Annotated in this window: 16 protein-coding genes; 12 read left to right on the top strand and 4 right to left on the bottom strand. The window is 65.5% G+C overall.

Going from position 1 to position 17,115, the window contains the following annotated elements; translation table 11 throughout:
- Positions 1-10 precede the first annotated feature (10 nt).
- The 3 genes from cobM to AB3X89_RS13155 all read left to right on the top strand — a co-directional run bounded on the left by cobM (position 11) and on the right by AB3X89_RS13155 (position 3,094).
- On the top strand, positions 11-739 hold the full coding sequence (cobM, locus tag AB3X89_RS13165; protein WP_368583663.1) for a precorrin-4 C(11)-methyltransferase: 729 nt from the start codon (positions 11-13) through the stop codon (positions 737-739).
- A gap of 172 nt (positions 740-911) precedes the next feature.
- Positions 912-1,916, top strand: a complete 1,005-nt coding sequence (locus tag AB3X89_RS13160; RefSeq protein ID WP_368583677.1) for a GyrI-like domain-containing protein — start codon at positions 912-914, stop codon at positions 1,914-1,916.
- Positions 1,917-1,918: 2 nt separating this feature from the next.
- On the top strand, positions 1,919-3,094 hold the full coding sequence (locus AB3X89_RS13155; protein WP_368583662.1) for an alpha/beta hydrolase family protein: 1,176 nt from the start codon (positions 1,919-1,921) through the stop codon (positions 3,092-3,094).
- A gap of 37 nt (positions 3,095-3,131) precedes the next feature.
- Here the strand turns inward: AB3X89_RS13155 and AB3X89_RS13150 are convergent, their stop codons facing one another.
- Positions 3,132-4,625, bottom strand: a complete 1,494-nt coding sequence (locus AB3X89_RS13150) for an MDR family MFS transporter (protein WP_368583661.1) — start codon at positions 4,623-4,625, stop codon at positions 3,132-3,134.
- Positions 4,626-4,830: 205 nt separating this feature from the next.
- Between AB3X89_RS13150 and AB3X89_RS13145 the strand changes: the two genes are divergently transcribed.
- Both AB3X89_RS13145 and AB3X89_RS13140 read left to right on the top strand, forming a co-directional pair.
- On the top strand, positions 4,831-5,106 hold the full coding sequence (locus tag AB3X89_RS13145; protein WP_013091756.1) for a DUF1488 domain-containing protein: 276 nt from the start codon (positions 4,831-4,833) through the stop codon (positions 5,104-5,106).
- A gap of 320 nt (positions 5,107-5,426) precedes the next feature.
- Positions 5,427-6,062, top strand: coding sequence for a carbonic anhydrase (locus tag AB3X89_RS13140; protein ID WP_368583660.1), 636 nt, complete (start codon positions 5,427-5,429; stop codon positions 6,060-6,062).
- A 176-nt stretch (positions 6,063-6,238) separates the two neighbouring features.
- On the opposite strand, the gene AB3X89_RS13135 is transcribed toward AB3X89_RS13140, so the two are convergent.
- Positions 6,239-8,524, bottom strand: a complete 2,286-nt coding sequence (locus AB3X89_RS13135) for a PA14 domain-containing protein (RefSeq protein ID WP_368583659.1) — start codon at positions 8,522-8,524, stop codon at positions 6,239-6,241.
- A gap of 245 nt (positions 8,525-8,769) precedes the next feature.
- Between AB3X89_RS13135 and AB3X89_RS13130 the strand changes: the two genes are divergently transcribed.
- Both AB3X89_RS13130 and AB3X89_RS13125 read left to right on the top strand, forming a co-directional pair.
- Complete coding sequence (locus AB3X89_RS13130; RefSeq protein ID WP_368583658.1) at positions 8,770-9,669, top strand: DMT family transporter; 900 nt, start codon at positions 8,770-8,772, stop codon at positions 9,667-9,669.
- 180 nt (positions 9,670-9,849) lie between these two features.
- Positions 9,850-10,611, top strand: a complete 762-nt coding sequence (locus AB3X89_RS13125; RefSeq protein WP_368583657.1) for a hypothetical protein — start codon at positions 9,850-9,852, stop codon at positions 10,609-10,611.
- A 32-nt stretch (positions 10,612-10,643) separates the two neighbouring features.
- Here the strand turns inward: AB3X89_RS13125 and surE are convergent, their stop codons facing one another.
- Positions 10,644-11,420, bottom strand: coding sequence for a 5'/3'-nucleotidase SurE (surE, locus tag AB3X89_RS13120; protein WP_368583656.1), 777 nt, complete (start codon positions 11,418-11,420; stop codon positions 10,644-10,646).
- Between the two features lie 116 nt (positions 11,421-11,536).
- Here surE and AB3X89_RS13115 point away from each other — a divergent pair, with 116 nt between their 5' ends.
- The 5 genes from AB3X89_RS13115 to AB3X89_RS13095 all read left to right on the top strand — a co-directional run bounded on the left by AB3X89_RS13115 (position 11,537) and on the right by AB3X89_RS13095 (position 15,947).
- Positions 11,537-12,712, top strand: coding sequence for an epoxide hydrolase family protein (locus AB3X89_RS13115; protein ID WP_368583655.1), 1,176 nt, complete (start codon positions 11,537-11,539; stop codon positions 12,710-12,712).
- 59 nt (positions 12,713-12,771) lie between these two features.
- Positions 12,772-13,386: an HAD family hydrolase gene (locus AB3X89_RS13110; RefSeq protein ID WP_368583654.1), complete on the top strand. Its 615-nt coding sequence runs from the start codon at positions 12,772-12,774 to the stop codon at positions 13,384-13,386.
- Positions 13,387-13,434: 48 nt separating this feature from the next.
- On the top strand, positions 13,435-14,394 hold the full coding sequence (locus AB3X89_RS13105; RefSeq protein ID WP_368583653.1) for an aldo/keto reductase: 960 nt from the start codon (positions 13,435-13,437) through the stop codon (positions 14,392-14,394).
- A gap of 170 nt (positions 14,395-14,564) precedes the next feature.
- Complete coding sequence (locus AB3X89_RS13100) at positions 14,565-15,509, top strand: metallophosphoesterase (RefSeq protein ID WP_368583652.1); 945 nt, start codon at positions 14,565-14,567, stop codon at positions 15,507-15,509.
- A 36-nt stretch (positions 15,510-15,545) separates the two neighbouring features.
- Complete coding sequence (locus AB3X89_RS13095) at positions 15,546-15,947, top strand: cupredoxin domain-containing protein (protein WP_368583651.1); 402 nt, start codon at positions 15,546-15,548, stop codon at positions 15,945-15,947.
- Between the two features lie 26 nt (positions 15,948-15,973).
- Here the strand turns inward: AB3X89_RS13095 and AB3X89_RS13090 are convergent, their stop codons facing one another.
- On the bottom strand, positions 15,974-17,041 hold the full coding sequence (locus AB3X89_RS13090) for an aromatic acid exporter family protein (RefSeq protein ID WP_368583650.1): 1,068 nt from the start codon (positions 17,039-17,041) through the stop codon (positions 15,974-15,976).
- Positions 17,042-17,115: the final 74 nt, after the last annotated feature.

Genomic DNA, 17,115 nt, shown 5'->3' with positions numbered 1-17,115 from the left:
GGAGTACTGAATGACAGTGTTTTTTATCGGCGCGGGTCCGGGCGACCCGGAACTGATCACGGTGAAAGGGCAGCGTCTCGTGCGCAGTTGTCCGGTGATCCTGTATGCGGGGTCGCTGGTGCCGGCGGCGGTGCTCGAAGGTCACAGCGCCGAACAGGTCGTCAACACCGCGGAACTCGATCTCGACCAGATCGTCGCGCTGCTCGTTGCGGCGCACGCGAAGGGCCAGCATGTCGCGCGCGTGCATTCGGGCGATCCGTCGCTGTACGGTGCGATCGGCGAGCAGATTCGCCGCTTGCGCGAGTTGGACATTCCTTACGAAATCGTACCCGGCGTGACCGCGACGGCCGCATGCGCGGCGGCGCTCGGCTGCGAGCTGACGCTGCCCGGCGTGTCGCAGACACTGATCCTCACGCGCTACGCGAGCAAAACATCGATGCCCGAAGGCGAGCGGTTGGCCGATCTCGCGCGGCATCGCGCGACGCTGGCGATTCACCTCGGCGTGCGGCATCTCGCGCGCATCGTCGATGAATTGCGGCCGCATTACGGCGGCGCGTGTCCGATCGCGGTGATCTATCGCGCGAGCTGGCCCGACGAAGAAAAGATCACCGGCACGCTCGACGATATCGTCGCGAAAGTGCGGGGCAGCGCGATCGAGCGGACCGCGCTGATTCTGGTCGGGCAGGTGCTGGCCGCCGAAGGTTTCGCCGATTCGACGCTGTATGGGAGCGGCAATTGATGGCGCCGTGAAAGCCTGTCTGGTGTCGGAAAGCGGCGTGCGTTGTCGATCATAATGTGACGCAGCGCGAGAGCCTGGCCCGTTTCCTGGCAAAACGCCAAAACGCGAAAGCGCGAAAATCCGCAAGTTCTGCACCGCCACCCGGCGCGCAGACCGCTATCGTGGCGCCATGATGAAGCCCAGCACCGAACGTGATTACCGTCGACGGATCGCTCGCGTGGTCGAGGCCATTCTGGTCGAGCCCGGCGCGCGGCACACGCTCAGCAGCCTCGCGGCCGTCGCGCATATGTCGCCATATCACTTCCATCGGATTTATCGCGCGTTGATGGGCGAGAGCGTCGCCGATACCGTCAAGCGTCTGCGGCTCGCCGAGGCAGCGCAACGGCTGACCGACGCCGCGCAGGTCACCGCGGTCGCGCACGACGCTGGCTACGACAGTCCCCAAGCGTTCGCACGTGCGTTTCGCGATTTCACTGGTGTATCGCCGAGCGAGTTCAGGACGCGGCAGCGGCATCTGGTGGCGAATCCGGCGGCTTCGGCGGCATCCGCGCGGACACGGCGAACGGGGCATGCGCGCATCGAGCCGCGCGGCGACGGCGATGGCATAGGCGCTGACGGCCGCCGCGACGAGTACGCTGAAAACCAGAACACCCCCGCATCACCATCCGTCGAAGTGATCGAGATCGCACCGCTCGACGTGCTATGCCTTCGCCATGACGGCCCGGTCGCGACGATCGGCCAGACCTTCCACACGCTGATGACGACGTTGCGCTGCGACGAGAACCCGCTGTTGCAGCAGCGCGTCGGCATCTGCGCGCGCGATCCGTCGATCGCTGGCGGGTTTTGCTATCACGCGGGAGTCGTCGCGGGGTCGCAGGCGGCGTTCAGCGATGCGATGCAGCGGCTCGACGAAGCCGCGCAACGCTCGCGTGTGGCCAAGCCGCCGCCGGGCATCGAGCCGCTGCGGCTCGAAGGCGGGCTATACGCGGTGCACCGCCTCATCGGTCCTTATGCGCTGATCTCGCCCACTTTCAGGGCACTGTACAGCGGCTGGTTGCCGCGCAGCGGCTACCGGCGCGATCAGCGGCCCGGGCTCGAACTGTATCGAAGCGCGCCCGATCGCGGCGCGCTGGACCCCTGCATCACCGATCTGCTGATCCCCATTCGCGAGGACTAACCATGATGCGTCGAGGCTGTGCCGCGCTGTCGAGCGCGGTGGTGGTGTCGTTGAGCGTGGCATTGTCGGGGGCGCTGTGCGGCGCGCTGTGGGCTGCGTCGCCGGCGCACGCCAACGCGCAAACCGCTTCCGCCGACTGGCATGTCGGCGAGACGAGCCGCGTGTTTCATCCCGCCGTGGCCCGCAACTGGCGTGGCGCGCAAACCCAGGCGTTGATCACGCGCATCTGGTATCCGGCCGATGCGACGCAAGCCGAGACGCGTCACGATATCGGCGCGCCAGGCCATCCGATGTTCATCGGCCACGCCGCCGCCGACGATGCGCCGCTGTCCGACGCGCAGCGCAAATACCCGTTGCTGCTGTTGTCGCACGGCACCGGCGGCAGCGCGGACAGTCTCGACTGGCTCGCGGCGTCGCTGGCCGCGCAGGGCTATATCGTCGCGGGCGTCAATCATCCGGGCAACAACGCGCTGGAGCCGCGCACGCGCGACGGCTTCATCCTCTGGTGGGAGCGCGCGACCGACTTGAGCGAAGTGCTCGACGGCGTGCTCGCGGACCCGCGTTTCGGTCCGCGCATCGACACGACGAGGATCGGCGCGCTGGGCTTTTCGCTCGGCGGTTACACGGTGCTCGAAGTCGCGGGCGCACGTACCGACAGCGCGGCGTTCGAGCGCTTTTGCACGTCGCCCGAAGCCGATGCGATCTGCACGCCGCCCGAAGCCGCGAGTCTCGCGCACGCGCCGGGCGCGCCCGCGTTGACGGTCGACGGGCTATCGGCCGAAACGAATGCATCGCGCGCGCGTTCGGGCGACTCGTATCGCGATCCGCGCGTCAAGGCGGCATTCGCGATCGCACCCGCGCTCGGCGAGGCGTTCGACAGTTCGTCGTTCAAGGAAGTGACGATTCCGGTCGCGCTGCTCGCGGGCGAGGCGGATACGACCGCGCCCGTCAACACCAATATTCAGCGCATCGCGGGCTTCATGCCGCAAGCGACGGTGACGATGCTCCCGGGCGCCTCGCACTATACCTTCATGGATGTGTGCGAGCCCGAGGTAATGGAGCGTCTGGCGCCCATCTGCAAGGACGGACCGGGTGTCGACCGCGCCGTGATTCATGCGCGAACCGCGGCACAGGTGCGTGATTTCTTCGCGGCGACGCTGCCGGCGCGCGGCTCGTAGCGCTCGCGAACGCAAGTGGTTCGCGCCGCCGCGCGACTCAATCCTCGAGCGGCGCCAGGGTCTTGAGCGGTGCCGGCTTGTCCTCGCCGAATCGGATCACCGGCACCAGCGAAAGCAGCGCAACCACGAACAGCCCGATCACGAACATCGACACGAAGGTCAGATGCAGCGACTGGTGCAGCACCAGCCTGACGAGATCGCTGTCGCCGAAATCGGCGGCGCGGTTCTGCAGCAGCGCCTTCAGCTGGTCCGACGTGACCGTCGCGGTGCCTTGCGAATGACGGAGCCCGAAGTTCAGCACCGCGCCGAACAGCGTCGCGCCGAGCGTGCTGCCGAGATTGCGCGAGAACAGGTTCGACGCGGTCGCGCTGCCGCGTTCGTCCATCCGGACGATCTCCTGGATCAGCACGAGCGAACTGACGCTCGACGTCCCCATGCCGAAGCCCATGATCAGCGACGCGAATCCGGCGACGAGCGGCGACGCGCCCGGCGACAGGAACAGCAGCAGCACCGCGCCGAGCGGCACGAACGCGCTGCCGCAGATCAGGATGCGCCGCAAGCCGAGCCGGTGAAACGACTTCGCCGCGAAGGTCGCGCCGGTGGGCCAGCCCACCATCATCATCGTCAGCGCGAGGCCGGCCACCACGGGCGAACGATGCAGCACGCCCTGCACGTACATCGGCAGGAACGTGGTCGCGCCCATCAGGATCATGCCGGCCAGCACCGTCGCGCTGTTGCATGCGGCGATCGGGCGGCGGCTCCATAGCGCGAACGAGATCATCGGTTCGGCCGCGCGACGCTCCTGCAGCACGAATAGCAGCATGCACAGCACGAACACGCCGCCCGCGAGCGAGGCGGGCGCGAATGCATCGTCGCCGGCGTAGGTCAGCGTCATCATCAGCGCGGCGATCGCGGCCATGAACAGAGCCGCGCCGGCGAGATCGATGGACGGCCGCGCGTGCCGCTCCGATTCGCGCAGGAACGCGATGAAGCCCGCCGCCGCCGCCAGCCCTAACGGCACATTCATCCAGAAGAGCCACGCCCACGACAGGTTGTGAATGATGAAGCCGCCGACCATCGGACCCACGACCGCCGAGATCGCCCACACGCTCGCGAGATAGCCCTGCACCTTGCCGCGTTCGCGCGCCGGGTACAGATCGGCGACGATGGTCAGCGTGACCGGCTGGATCGCTCCCGCGCCGATGCCCTGGATAAGCCGGAACACGATCATCGCCGGCATCGACCATGCGAAGCCGGCGAGCACCGAGCCGACGAGGAAGATCGCGATGCCCGCGAGGATCACCGGCTTGCGTCCGTAGAGATCGGCGAGCTTGCCGAACACCACGGTCATCGCGGTCTGCGTGAGCAGGAACGACGAGAACACCCAGCTGTATAAATGCAGGTCGCCGAGTTGCGAGACGATCTGCGGCATCGCGGTCGACACGATGGTCGCTTCGATCGCGACCATCGCCATCGAGGCCATCACGGCGGCAATCACGAGCGGGCGTGAAGATTGAGTATTGCGGGACATGAAGGGCGTAGTATCGGTATGTTGAGTGCGTCGACGGCCCGGAGGAGGCCTTGCTGCGGCGCATCGGCGCGGCCGCGCATGACGGCCGCTCAGGAGTATGCACCTTGCGCAGAATGCGTGCTCGCGCCAGGGCAGCCGGGCAGCCGGCCGGTTTGGGCATGAGCGTTGCGTATTCGGATTTCCCTTTGACACACGGAGGACAATCATGAGGATCGAATTCACCGGACGGCGGGAAGTGGTGGCTGCTGCGCGCGTCGCCTACGAGGCCAATGTGGACGGGAAGGACGTATGGTGCAGCGTGTCGCTCGATGCGCTCAACGACCATTTCGGCAACGGCAGCCTCGGCAACGGCGCCCCGTCCGCTCACGATCTGGTGGGGACGTTCGAGGCGAACCGCGCCCGCATTGAAAATGCTACGCGGCGGGTGCTCGAACGCAACGGGGGACGGTCCGTGGAACTCGAGACGCGCGATTTCGACTGAGCGACCCGCTTAGCGCGTAGCGGGTCAATTGATTCGCGCCGCGGTGGAAAGGACTCTTCCACCGCGGCGGCTATATCCGCGACGCCGGCGCGGCTACAGTATCGACGCACACATTGCTTCATGCGTGTGAGCGAGAGAGTTGGACCCGGCTGCCGGCAGCCGGGTCTTTTTTTTGGCGCGGCCAGGCACACCATTATTTCGCTGGCAATTTTCCGCTGGAGCGTCCGACGATTAGCACGGTGATTCGCGCGACGAGTGAAAGGCTGCGGTATAGTCGCGGCAAACTTTAAATCCGTCTCTTCGATTCTCTGGAGAAAATCGTGCAGGAAATCATCGAAGGTCTGATCCGCTTTCAACGCGAGGTCTTTCCACAGCAAAGCGCGCTCTTCAAGCGTTTATCGACTGCGCAGAATCCCAGCACGCTCTTCGTGACCTGTTCGGACAGCCGCGTGGTGCCGGAGCTGCTGACGCAGACCGAGCCGGGGTCGCTGTTCGTGATCCGCAACGCGGGAAACATCGTGCCGTCGTACGGCCCGGAGCCGGGCGGGGTGTCGGCGACCGTCGAATATGCGATCGCCGTGCTCGGCGTGACCGACATCGTGATCTGCGGCCATTCGAACTGCGGCGCGATGACGGCGATCTCGTCCTGCACGAATCTGGAGCACATGCCGGCGGTCGCGAGCTGGCTGCGTCACGCGGATGCGGCGAAAGCGATCAACGCGTCGCGTCACTATCACTCGGATGCGGAGCGTCTCGCGGCGCTGGTCAAGGACAACGTGATCGCGCAGCTCGCCAATATCCGCACGCATCCGTCGGTGGCGGTCGGGCTCGTGAACAAGACGCTGCGGCTCCATGGCTGGATCTTCAATATCGAAAGCGGCGAAATGCTCGCACTCGATGGGAATACCGGTAACTTTTTGTCGCTTGCGGATAATCCGGAAATTTATGCAGTTTGAAGTGGCATTTGGAACGGGCTTTGGCTTTGAGAAATTAACTGATCGAGCTTGCTAAAAGCCTTGCCTAAAAAGAACGCGGCGCAGCGGATTTTCCGGTGCGCCGCGTTGTTTTTTGGGTTGGCCGGCGCGGTGGCGCGGCGTCGACGCCACCGCGCCGCCCGGCACAACAATCTCTATCAGCTCGACGTCACCAGCGAATCCGATGGCACGATCTTCAACACATCAGGGCTCTTCGCAGCCGGGTTCGACCACAGCAGATGCATGCTTGCCGCCCCGCTGCCGTGCACGTACTCGACCTTGATCGACGCACTCTGGTTCGCGGCGAAATGGACTTTGCCCGAAGCGCTGCCCGGCGTCGTGCCCGTTTTGTCGATCACCTTCACGCCGTTGATCCACAGACGCGCGACGTTGTCGCTGTTGATCGTGAACGTGTATTCGCCGTCCTGCGCCGCCTTGAGCGCGCCGGTCCAGCGCACGCCGTAGTTGGTCGCGTTGACGCCGGCCGATGCATCAGGCGAATCGGTGCCGCGCTCGGTGTTCAGATCGAAGTCGATCAGCGGCGTGATCGACGTCTTCACCGGCGCCGCGCTGAAGGTCGGATCGTTGTAGTACGCGATCTGCAGCACCGGCAGCTTGACGTCGAAGCCGCCCGTCAGCGCCTGCGTTTCCGACGTCTGCCACGGATGGCCGTCCGGGTAGAAGGTCCCCTGGAAGGGCGTTGCCGGTTCGACTGCCGCGGGTGCGCTCGGCGTCTGGCCCCAGTGAAAGCGCGTATTGGTGCGGCCGATCATCAGCTCCCACACGATGAAGCCGGTGGTGCCGCCGTAGTTCGCGACGATACCCGGCATCGTCTGACCGGTCGTGCCCGTGAAGCCGCGTTGCAGCGTCTCCGAGTTCATCGCGTTGATGTTGCTGCCATTCACCGGACCCGTGTACGGGTTGTTGTACGGATGGAACCCGTAGAAATCCGAGAAGTAGGTGCCTTCGTCTTCCTGCACCTGCGGCGAGTTGATCGGCTGCGTTGCGCCTGCATTCAGGATCGCGATGCGCGCATCGTTCATCATCACCGCGCGCGTGTTCCGCAATGAACCATTGCCGCTGCAGCCCGGCTCGTTCATCGGCTCCCAGAAGATGATGCGCGGGTCGTTGCGATGCGGCGCGACGAAGTCGGTGATGTAGTTCGCAAGGCTCTGCTTGTAGGTGATCGCCGGGTTCGACGCGCTTGCCTGGAAATACGCCTGCTCGACCGGCGTGCCCGGCGACTGCACCCACTGGCTGTTATGCACGCCCCACACCGGCGCGGGCTGCGCGCCGTATTGCGGGTTGGGGTTCCAGCAGTCGTCGTAGAAGATCGGCGAGACCTTGATGCCGTGCCGCGCGGCGATCGTCAGCAGGTTTTCGAACTTGCTCAGGAAGGCCACGCGATCGTTGGCCCACACCAGATAGTGCAGGTACACGGCGACTGTGTTCATGCCGTAGGTCTGCGCATAGGTGAGCTCGCGGTTGACGATCTCGGGGTCGTAGTTCTCCCAGAAGTCGATCGCGTTGACCGCGTTGGACGGCGTGTAGACCGCGCCGACCACCTTCGAGAAATCGTAGACGGGCGAGGTCACGGCCGGATACGTATGGATCGTGATGTTGCTGAACGACGCGCCGACACCGAAGCGCCGCACGCCGAAGCTGCCTGACTGGAAGGCCGCCGGCAGCGCGTTGGTCGCGTCGTTGGCGCTCACCACGCGCTGGCCGTCGAGGTCGACGAGGATCGCGTTGCCGCTCGTCGTCACCTTCAGGTGATGCGTGCTGCCGCCGACGATCGAGGCGACCGGATACTGGATGAAATTGGTCCAGTTGTTGTTCTCGCGACCCACCACGAGCGCATGCGAGCCGGTGTCGAGACCGATGAAATAGCCGGTCAGGCTGTCCGGGCCGCCCGCGGTCGGCTTCGTCGTGCGCACGACGAAACCGGCGTTCGCGGGGCCCGTGCCGACCGGCGCGGTGACGGTCACGTCCGCTTCGTACGAAGCGCTCGCGTAGGTCGTGCCGAGCGCGACCGCCTTGTCGCCGGCGCCGGTGCCGTTGGCGGGCGGCGCGTCGATCGCGAGCGTCGACGCACTCGCGCCTGGGTGCCAGGCGCTCGCCGAACCGGGTGCGAGGTAGCTCGTGAAATCGCCGAACGACAACGTCGTCGTCGCGGTCGGGGCGGGCGGCGCCGGGGGCGTGTACGGCGCCAGATTCAGCGTCGGGTCGGCGATCACGAGCGGCGGGGTGGTCGTTTTCATGCCCACCGGGATGGCTTTGGCAGCCTTGAACTCGTTCTGCACGTCGGCTGTGTCGGCCGCAGCCGCTGTCGCATCGATTGCTTTCACCTGCTTGTCCGCCGTAGCGGACACGTTGGGCGATCCGTCATTACCGCCGCAGGCGCTCAGCATTGCGAGCGCGGCCAGTACATAGAAATTGCGCACCTGTATCTCCAGAGGTCCCCGCTTGATCGATGGTCATAATTATTATTAAAAATGCATACGACGTAGGCGCTTGAAGCGCCGATGTAACGGCGCATAAATCGCTATGAATAATATTATTAGTTCGTCTGACCAGTATCGGTGGATTCCCTGATTTGCCAAAGCGGGTGCGCGGCGTACGCGCGAGGGCGCGCGCGAGCGCGGGCATAATCCTGTTTCCCATCACCCACGTTCAACCCAAACCGTCCATGCCGCCCGTCGTCGCCGTCCGCCCGAGCGCCGTACCGTTGCGCAGCGTCGCGCTGATCCTCGTGTCGATGCTTTGCTTCGCGCTCGTCGACGCGTTGGCGAAATCGCTCGCGCTCGCCTATCCGGCCAACGAGGTCACGTTCTTCCGCATGCTGTTCGGTCTGTTCCCGGCCGTCGCGATGTGTCTGCGCGGCAAGCCGCTCGTCACGCGCTTGCGGCAACTCGACGTGCGCGGGCAGACCCTGCGCGCGCTGACGCTGCTCGGCTCATCGGGCCTGTTCTTTGCGGGATTGCCGTACATGCCGCTCAGCGAGGCGGTCGCGATCGTCTATTCGGAGACCTTGCTCGTGATCGTGCTGGCGCCGCTGCTGTTGCACGAAACGCTGAAGCCGCGCGACGCGCTGGCCGCGGCGGTCGGTTTCGCCGGCATGCTGCTGGTGGTGCGTCCGGACGGCTCGCATTCGAGTTGGCTCGGCCCGGCGCTGCTGATCGCGAGTGCGTTGTGCGGTGCGCTGTCGATCATCCAGATCAAGCGCATCAACGCGAGCGACGATTCGGGCACGACCGTGCTGTACTTCACGCTGGTCGGCACCGCGGTGATGGGCGCGTCGCTGATCTTCGCGTGGCGCACACCGTCGTTCGATGCGCTCGCGATCATGGCGCTGCTCGGCGCGCTCGCGACGGCGGGACAGTTGCTGATGACGATGGCGTTCCGCGATGCCGACGCCGGCGCGCTCGCGCCGTACAACTACACGAGCATCGTGTGGGCCGCGCTGTTCGGCTATCTGGCGTGGGGCGAGACGATCGGCGGGATCTCGATGCTGGGTATCGCGTTGATCGTCGGCAGTTCGGTTGCCGTCGCGATGCGCGGCAAGACCGAGGAAGGACCGCTCGTTTGAGCCCTCCTGGCACTCCGATTAAAGGGCCCTTTGGACAGAAGAATGCCCGTCGGTTTCGGACACATCCACGACCAGATCCGCCGATTCGTCAGTTGTTGGGTCTAAAAGCGAAACACTGTTCTTCGGATCGCCGACACTTTGACTAATGGGTCGTCGTTCTGTCGAAAGGGGGAGCGTGCCTTGTATAGCGAACCGAGAATGATCGTGTTGACGGGGCTCGTCTTCGGCGCGGTGACGATTGGGGCCTACGTGTCGCAGCTGGACAACGACTGGTCGTCCGGCCGGGACGTGAGCCTCGTCGCCGATGGCGAACGGAGTGTCGGCGCGACGGGCGCGGCGGCGGCGCGGCACCATGCGCTGCCCGACGACGTGACTGCGTTGCGGTCTCAGCCGGCGCCATCGATCGGAGCGCAGGCAGGCGACGCACTGGCCATCGCGGCGCTCCAGTTCGCGCGGGAGTCGAACAAGCCGCAACCGCAGGTGCAACCACAGCCGCAGCCGGCGAATCTGCCGCCACAGCCCGCGGTCAGTTCGAACCGGACCCAGGCGCCGCCTGCGGCAAAGACGGTGCGCTCACACCATAGCCAGGTTGCATCGGGCACCACGACGAAACCGCGTTCAGCGCAAAGCGCTGCGACGACATCGGGTAATCATGCGCGGGGCAGCAGCCACCGGAAAAGTTCTACTGCGGAGCGCTCCGGGAAGAAAGCGGCTGGCGTCGCGCCCGAGGTACGGCAGTCGCCGCAACATGCAACGCAAGGCGTCGAATCGGCATGGTCGATGCCGCGCTCGGGGCAAAGCAGCCAGGCCACGACTGAAGCGATTGTCAACAGCGGCCCCAAAACCCGCGCCGAGGTACAGGCCGAACTCGCGCGCGCGAGAGAGAACGGCACGATGCCCGCGTTCGGCAGACCCGCACCGTCGGGACCTGGAGCGCACTGAAGCGGGGTATTGCGCCGCGTTCCGTGCAACCGTCAGATCAACGACGCGGCGAGCCGCGCGAAGGTGGCTTCGTCGGTGCGATCGAACGCGAGCGGTGTGACCGAGACGCGACCCGCCGCGACCGTCGCCGTTTCGCTGTCGGCCTCGTTCTCGCGCGGGCCGCGATCGAAGCGCAGCCAGTGATACGCGATGCCGCGCGGATCGACTTCCGGCAATACCTCGATGTCCCTGACGAGCCCGACGCCCTGGCGCGTCGGCGTCAGAGGACCCGCATCGGCGGCATCGACGTCCGGGAAGTTGATGTTCAGGCAGGTCGGCGCCGCATGCTCGATCGCGAGCAACTGGCGGATCACGCCGGGCGCGAGCGTGCGCGCGGTGTCCCAGCGCACGCGCTCGCGATCGGCGAATACCTGGCTCAGCGCGAACGACGGCAGCCCGAGCAGCAGACCCGTCATCGCCGCGCCGACCGTGCCGGAGAACATCGTTTCGATGCCGAGGTTGCCGCCGCGATTGACGCCGGACAGCACCAGCGACGGCGCCTCGCGCATCAGATGACGCACCCCCATCACGACGCAATCGCCGGGCGTGCCGGTCACGCCGAAACGGCGTTCGCCCTGGCGGCTCACGCGCAGCGGCGAATGCAGGCTGATCGAATGCGAGGTACCGCTCTGGTCGTGCTCGGGCGCGACCACCCAGACTTCGTGCGCGAGCTCGGCGGCCACCGCTTCGAGCACGGCGAGGCCGGGCGCGTCGATCCCGTCGTCGTTCGTCAGCAGCACTCGCGGCACCTTGGATTCGTAAGCGGACATCGCGTCAATCTCCTGTGGGTCGGTCAATGAATCGTACGGAAGGGACGCCCATTATCCGGCTTTCATTCGACGCGCGTACGATGACGTTGAGCCGCCAACCGACCCAGGACGACCCCATGCAGATCGACCCGTTTGAGATTGCGATCGCCGATCAGGACATCGACGATCTGCGCCACCGCATCCGCGCGACCCGCTGGGCGCCCGCGACGCCCGCGCCCGCATGGCAGCAGGGCGCCGACCCAGCCTGGCTGCGCGAACTCGCGAGCTATTGGGCTGGGCAATTCGACTGGCGCGCGGCCGAACGCAAGTTGAACCGGCTGCCGCAATTTCTCGTCGACGTGAACGGCCAGACCGTGCACTTCGCGCATCGGCGTGCCGCGAGTGTGACGCCGGGCTTCCAGGCTTATCCGCTCGTGATCACGCACGGCTGGCCCGGTTCGTTCTTCGAGTTTCACGCGCTGCTCGATCAGTTGTGCGACCCGGCCGCGTTCGGCGCCGATCCCGCCGACGCGTTCGACGTGGTCACGCCGTCGCTGCCGGGCTTCGCGTTTTCGCCTGCGCCCGCGCAAGCCGGCATGTCCGCGTTCCAGGTCGCGGACCTGTGGGTGTCGCTGATGCGCGGGCTCGGCTACGAGCGCTTCGGCGCGCAGGGCGGCGATCTTGGCGCGGGCGTGTCGATCGCGTTGGCCGCGCATCATCCGCGGGTGGTCGACGGCATTCACCTGAACTTCCTGCCGAGTTCCTATGAGCCCGCGATCGGCGCGGCGCAGCGGGAGCTGACGCCGGCCGAGCAGGACTATCTGCGCGAGAAGAACGACTGGGCCGCACTCGAAGGCGGCTATGCGCATCAGCACAGCACCAAGCCGCTGACCGTCGCCGCATCGCTGAACGACTCGCCCGTGGGACTCGCCGCATGGATCGGCGAGAAGTTTCGCGCGTGGAGCGATTGCGGCGGCGACGTCGAAAGCGTGTTCTCGATCGACGAGCTGCTGACCAATATCTCGCTGTACTGGTTCACGCAGTGCATCGGTCCGGCGATGCAGATGTATTGGGAAAACCGCCTGCAGCCGATGCGTTTCTCCGACGGCGAGCGCATCGACACGCCAGTCGGCTTCGCGCTGTTTCCGAAGGAGATCAATCATCCGCCGCGCAGCTGGCTCGAACGGACCTTCAACGTCGTGCAGTGGAGCGAAATGCCTGCCGGCGGGCACTTCGCGGCGATGGAAAAGCCCGAGTTGCTGGCGGCCGAGATTCGCAAGTTCTTCAGGCCGTTGCGGCAGAAAACACGTTAGGCCGCAGCGTAGCGCGCAAAAAGCGCATCGCGCAAACTTCAACCCGGGAGACCGACGGCATGAGCGCACCCGTCACGCTGCTTCTGTTCGACCTGGAAGGTGTGCTGTCGCACTACGACCGCGCCGCGCGTGTCGAGCGTCTCGCGGCGGTCGCGGGCTGCGCGGAAGAGACCGTGCGTCATGCGATCTGGGGCTCGGGACTCGAGGCGCGCGCCGACGGCGGCGAAATCAGCGACGACGAATATCTGCGCGAACTCGGCGCGCTGCTCGGTTATCCGGTGAGCCGCGCCGAATGGCTCGACGCGCGGCTCGCGTCAATCAGGCCAAACGAAGCGGTGCTCGCGCTGGCGTCGCGCGCGGCGCAGCGTTGCCGCATCGCGATACTGACGAACAACTGCCGCCTGCTGACCGATCACATCGCTTATCTGAATCCGCCCGTGGCGCGGCTCTTTGGACCGCACGTCTATTCGTCGGCGGCCTTCGGCGCGGCGAAGCCCGCCACGCAAACCTATCTGCGCTGCGTTGAACGGCTCGGCGCGGCCGCAACGCAGACGCTCTTCATCGACGACAGCGAGGCCAACGTGGACGGCGCGCTCGCGGCTGGGTTGCAGGGCTACCGGTTCGTCGACGCGGATGGCCTCGCGGTCGAATTCGCGCGGCGGGGTGTGCTTTAGCCGCTGCGATGACGGTCGAACTTCCATGCACGAGGGCAGCTACCCGCTATGGCACTTTCGTCGAACCACGCTTGCCGCCGCCGCTTTCTGCGCGCGGCGCTCGGGTTACCGGCAACGCTCGCGTTATCGCGCGTCACCTCCGCGCAGACTGAAACACCCGCGCAAGCCGATACCACCTTACCGCGCATGAACCGCCGCGCGATCCCGTCTACCGGCGAAGCGCTGCCCGTGATCGGCTGCGGCACGTGGCGCACCTTCGACGTCGGCGACGATGCCGCCGCGCGCGCCCAACTCGCCGAGGTGCTGCGCATCCTGTTCGAAGCGGGCGGCTCGGTGATCGATTCTTCGCCGATGTACGGTTCGTCGGAAGCGGTCGCGGGCGCGCTGCTCACTCAGCTCGACGCGCATCGCAAGGCCTTCGTCGCCACCAAGGTCTGGACCGAGGGACGCGCAGCCGGCATCGCGCAGATGGAGGAATCGCTGCGGCGTTTTCAGCAGCCGCATGTCGATCTGATGCAGATCCACAATCTGCTCGACTGGCGCACACAGCTCGCGACCTTGCGCGACTGGAAAGCGCGCGGCCGGATTCGCTATCTCGGCATCACGCATTACACGTCGAGCGCATTCGACGACGTCGCGGCGGTGATGCGCAGCGAGAAGCCCGACTTCGTGCAGATCAACTACGCCGCCGACGATCGCGCGGCCGAGCAACGCATCCTGCCGCTCGCGGCCGGTCTCGGTATCGGCGTCGTGATCAATCAGCCGTTCGGCGGTGGTGGTCTGCTCGCGCGCGTGATAAAAGCGCCGTTGCCCGCATGGGCCGCCGAAATCGGCTGCACGAGCTGGGCGCAGATTCTGTTGAAGTTCGTGCTCGCGCAGCCGGCGGTGACAGTCGTGATTCCGGGCACCGGGCGGCCGCAATACATGGCGGACAACGTGCGCGCGGGATCGGGTCCGCTGCCCGACGCCGCGATGCGCGCGCGGATCATCGCGGCGGTCGGCGGCTGACGCGATGCGCAATCCAGTGTGCAATCCGTCACGGCGTTTACTGGCTGCTTTCCATTTGCATACACTCGCCGCGTCCCGCAAACGCCACACAACACGGGAATAAAACCCGCGACACGACAGTCATGCCTCACGAACCGGGTGGTTCGGCGAATCCCTATCGTGAGGTCATCATGTCGTCACAACATTCATTCGATCCGGCGCGTCGCGGCGCGCTGAAGTGTCTTGCGTTCGGTGGTCTGGGCACGGTGTTCATGCTGTCGGGCGGCGTGCTGACGCCGGTCGAACTCGCGCTCGCGGCCGACGCCAAAACCGCGACGCCAGCAGCGGGCACGCCGCTTTTCCTGCAGATCAGCGACACGCATATCGGCTTCAACAAGGAAGCGAATCCCGACGTCGCGGGCACGCTGAAACAGACGATCGATTACGTCAACGCGATGCCGTCGCGCCCGCCGCTCGCGATTCACACCGGCGACATCACGCACCTGTCGAAGCCCTCTGAATTCGATCTGGCCGCGCAGCTGATGTCGGGACTGAAGATCACCGAGCTGCACACGGTCCCCGGCGAGCATGACGTCACCGACGGCCCCGGCACCGAGTACTTCAGCCGTTTCGGCAAGGCGTCGGATAACCGCGGCTATTACAGCTTCGATCACCAGGGCGTGCATTTCGTCGGCCTCGTCAACGTGATGCATTTCAAGCCGAACGGCCTCGGCGGTCTCGGCAGCGAGCAGCTCGAATGGCTCGAAAACGATCTGAAAGGCCGCTCGTCGAGCACCCCGGTGGTCGTGTTCGCGCACATGCCGATGTGGACGATCTACGAGCCGTGGGGCTGGGGCACCGGTGACGCCGGACAGGCGATGGACTATCTGAAGCGCTTCGGTTCGGTGACGGTGCTGAACGGTCACATTCACCAGATCGTGACGAAGGTCGAAGGCAACGTGACGTTCCATACCGCGCGCTCGACCGCCTATCCGCAACCGACCGCCGGCCAGGGCGATGGCCCGGGGCCGCTGAAGGTCGCGAGCGACCAGTTGCCGAAGATGCTCGGCGTGACGAGCGTCAGTATCGCGCGGCATCCGCTGAAGGCGACGCTCGACGACACGACGCTCGCCTGACCGCACCCGCTACTTTTACGCTCGAGGAGATCAATGATGCCTACCAAGCTGATGGGCCGAGTACTCACAGTTGCGCTCGGCAGTGCCGCGCTCCTGGCGATGTCGCCGCGGCTCGGCTTCGCGCAAACCACCATGCCGATGCAGATGCCGATGCCGATGAAGGCGGCGCAGCAGCAGACCGTCGCGTCGACGCCTAACGCGATGTTCATGAAAAACTTTAATTTCACGCCGACGGATTTGACCGTCAAGGCGGGCACGACGGTCACATGGAAAAATCTCGACGGCGAGCCGCACACCGTGGTCAACGACGCGGGGCTGTTCCGCTCGGCCGCGCTCGATCAGGACGACACCTATCAATTCAAATTCGATAAACCGGGCGTGTACAAGATCTTCTGCGGCATCCATCCGAACATGAGGGCGACCATCACCGTGCAATGAGCGGTGAACCGGACGACCCGCGCCGCTCACGCGGTATGCAGCTCGCTCAACCGGCACAGCAGAATCCCGTAGCCGGTCAGATGCCCGAGGTACACGCTCGTAAACACGTTCGACGCGGGCAGGTCCTCGGTCAGCTGACGCAGGTCCTCCATATGCAGCGGCGGCGCGTCGAGCGGCGCACGCTCGACGCGCAGGTCCGCCGCCTCGGCCAGTTGCCGGTGAGCGCTGACGAGCCGCGCGAGCCGCGCGAGAAACATTTCGCGCCAGCCGGCGTCGAGCGCGGCGAACTGATCGTGAAACGTGTCCATCGTTTCGAGAAAGTTGACCAGCGAATCGAAAGTCTCCTGATAGCACGCGAACACCGGCAGCCGCGCCGCGTTGCGCTTCAGATGCGGCGACACCCACGCCTGCTCGAGGTCGGTCTTCAGCAGCAGGTGCGCCTGCTTCAGGTTCGTGCTCAGCGTGCGCAGCTTCGAGGCTGCCGGCTTGATCTGCGCTTTGTCGAACTGACCCGCGGCTAGTTGCGCGACGACATCGGTGGCCAGTTCGTTGCCGTCGTTGACGAGCGTGTTCGCCCAATAGCCGTGATCGGGCGGAAACGCGATCTGCTGGATCACGAAGCCGAGGAACATGCCGAGTACCACGCCAATCAGGCGCTGTTCGAGCAGCGGCAGATGTTCGCCGGTATAGAGCACCAGCGTGATCGGCACCGTGATGCTGGTCATCTGGAACAGCGACGGCCGCAGCGCGACGATGCTGAAGATCACCAGCGGCAGCAGCGCCGCAGCCATCCACAGGTGCGGCGCGGTCAGCCAGATCAGCAGCGTGCCGATCGGCATCGCCACCACGTTGGACAACACCCGTTTGTAGAAGTAGCTTCGCGCCGCCGAAATCGAGCTACCGAGCGCCAGCGTCAGCATCGTCGAACCGGCGAGCGGCACGGCCGCGTCGGGAAAGCCGAGCAGGTACGGGATGCCGAAACCGATCCACAGGCCGAGCGTCAGCTTCGTGTACTTGGCGGTTTCTGAAAGAGAAAAGCGCGCGAGCGCGCGGCGCAACGGCGTGAGTGGTTTGTGCTGATACCTGTTCGACATGATTCTCATGCTGACCGATGAGGTGGGCCGGGGCCGCGTCAGGCCGGGCCGGGTGAGGCATGGCGCGCGTTCGC

It is taken from the genome of Paraburkholderia sp. BR14320 (genome assembly GCF_040948665.1).
GTDB lineage: Bacteria > Pseudomonadota > Gammaproteobacteria > Burkholderiales > Burkholderiaceae > Paraburkholderia > Paraburkholderia youngii.
This window is presented reverse-complemented; position numbering and strand designations above follow the sequence as displayed.

What these genes read in the sequence shown, in the direction of transcription:
- AB3X89_RS13115 (WP_368583655.1), top strand. Translation starts at nt 11,537, where the DNA reads ATGCAGATCGACCCGTTTGAGATTGCGATCGCCGATCAGGACATCGAC.
- AB3X89_RS13150 (WP_368583661.1), bottom strand. Translation starts at nt 4,625, where the DNA reads ATGTCCCGCAATACTCAATCTTCACGCCCGCTCGTGATTGCCGCCGTG.
- AB3X89_RS13145 (WP_013091756.1), top strand. Translation starts at nt 4,831, where the DNA reads ATGAGGATCGAATTCACCGGACGGCGGGAAGTGGTGGCTGCTGCGCGC.
- surE (WP_368583656.1), bottom strand. Translation starts at nt 11,420, where the DNA reads ATGTCCGCTTACGAATCCAAGGTGCCGCGAGTGCTGCTGACGAACGAC.
- AB3X89_RS13130 (WP_368583658.1), top strand. Translation starts at nt 8,770, where the DNA reads ATGCCGCCCGTCGTCGCCGTCCGCCCGAGCGCCGTACCGTTGCGCAGC.
- AB3X89_RS13160 (WP_368583677.1), top strand. Translation starts at nt 912, where the DNA reads ATGAAGCCCAGCACCGAACGTGATTACCGTCGACGGATCGCTCGCGTG.
- cobM (WP_368583663.1), top strand. Translation starts at nt 11, where the DNA reads ATGACAGTGTTTTTTATCGGCGCGGGTCCGGGCGACCCGGAACTGATC.
- AB3X89_RS13090 (WP_368583650.1), bottom strand. Translation starts at nt 17,041, where the DNA reads ATGTCGAACAGGTATCAGCACAAACCACTCACGCCGTTGCGCCGCGCG.
- AB3X89_RS13095 (WP_368583651.1), top strand. Translation starts at nt 15,546, where the DNA reads ATGCCTACCAAGCTGATGGGCCGAGTACTCACAGTTGCGCTCGGCAGT.
- AB3X89_RS13155 (WP_368583662.1), top strand. Translation starts at nt 1,919, where the DNA reads ATGATGCGTCGAGGCTGTGCCGCGCTGTCGAGCGCGGTGGTGGTGTCG.
- AB3X89_RS13110 (WP_368583654.1), top strand. Translation starts at nt 12,772, where the DNA reads ATGAGCGCACCCGTCACGCTGCTTCTGTTCGACCTGGAAGGTGTGCTG.
- AB3X89_RS13105 (WP_368583653.1), top strand. Translation starts at nt 13,435, where the DNA reads ATGGCACTTTCGTCGAACCACGCTTGCCGCCGCCGCTTTCTGCGCGCG.
- AB3X89_RS13100 (WP_368583652.1), top strand. Translation starts at nt 14,565, where the DNA reads ATGTCGTCACAACATTCATTCGATCCGGCGCGTCGCGGCGCGCTGAAG.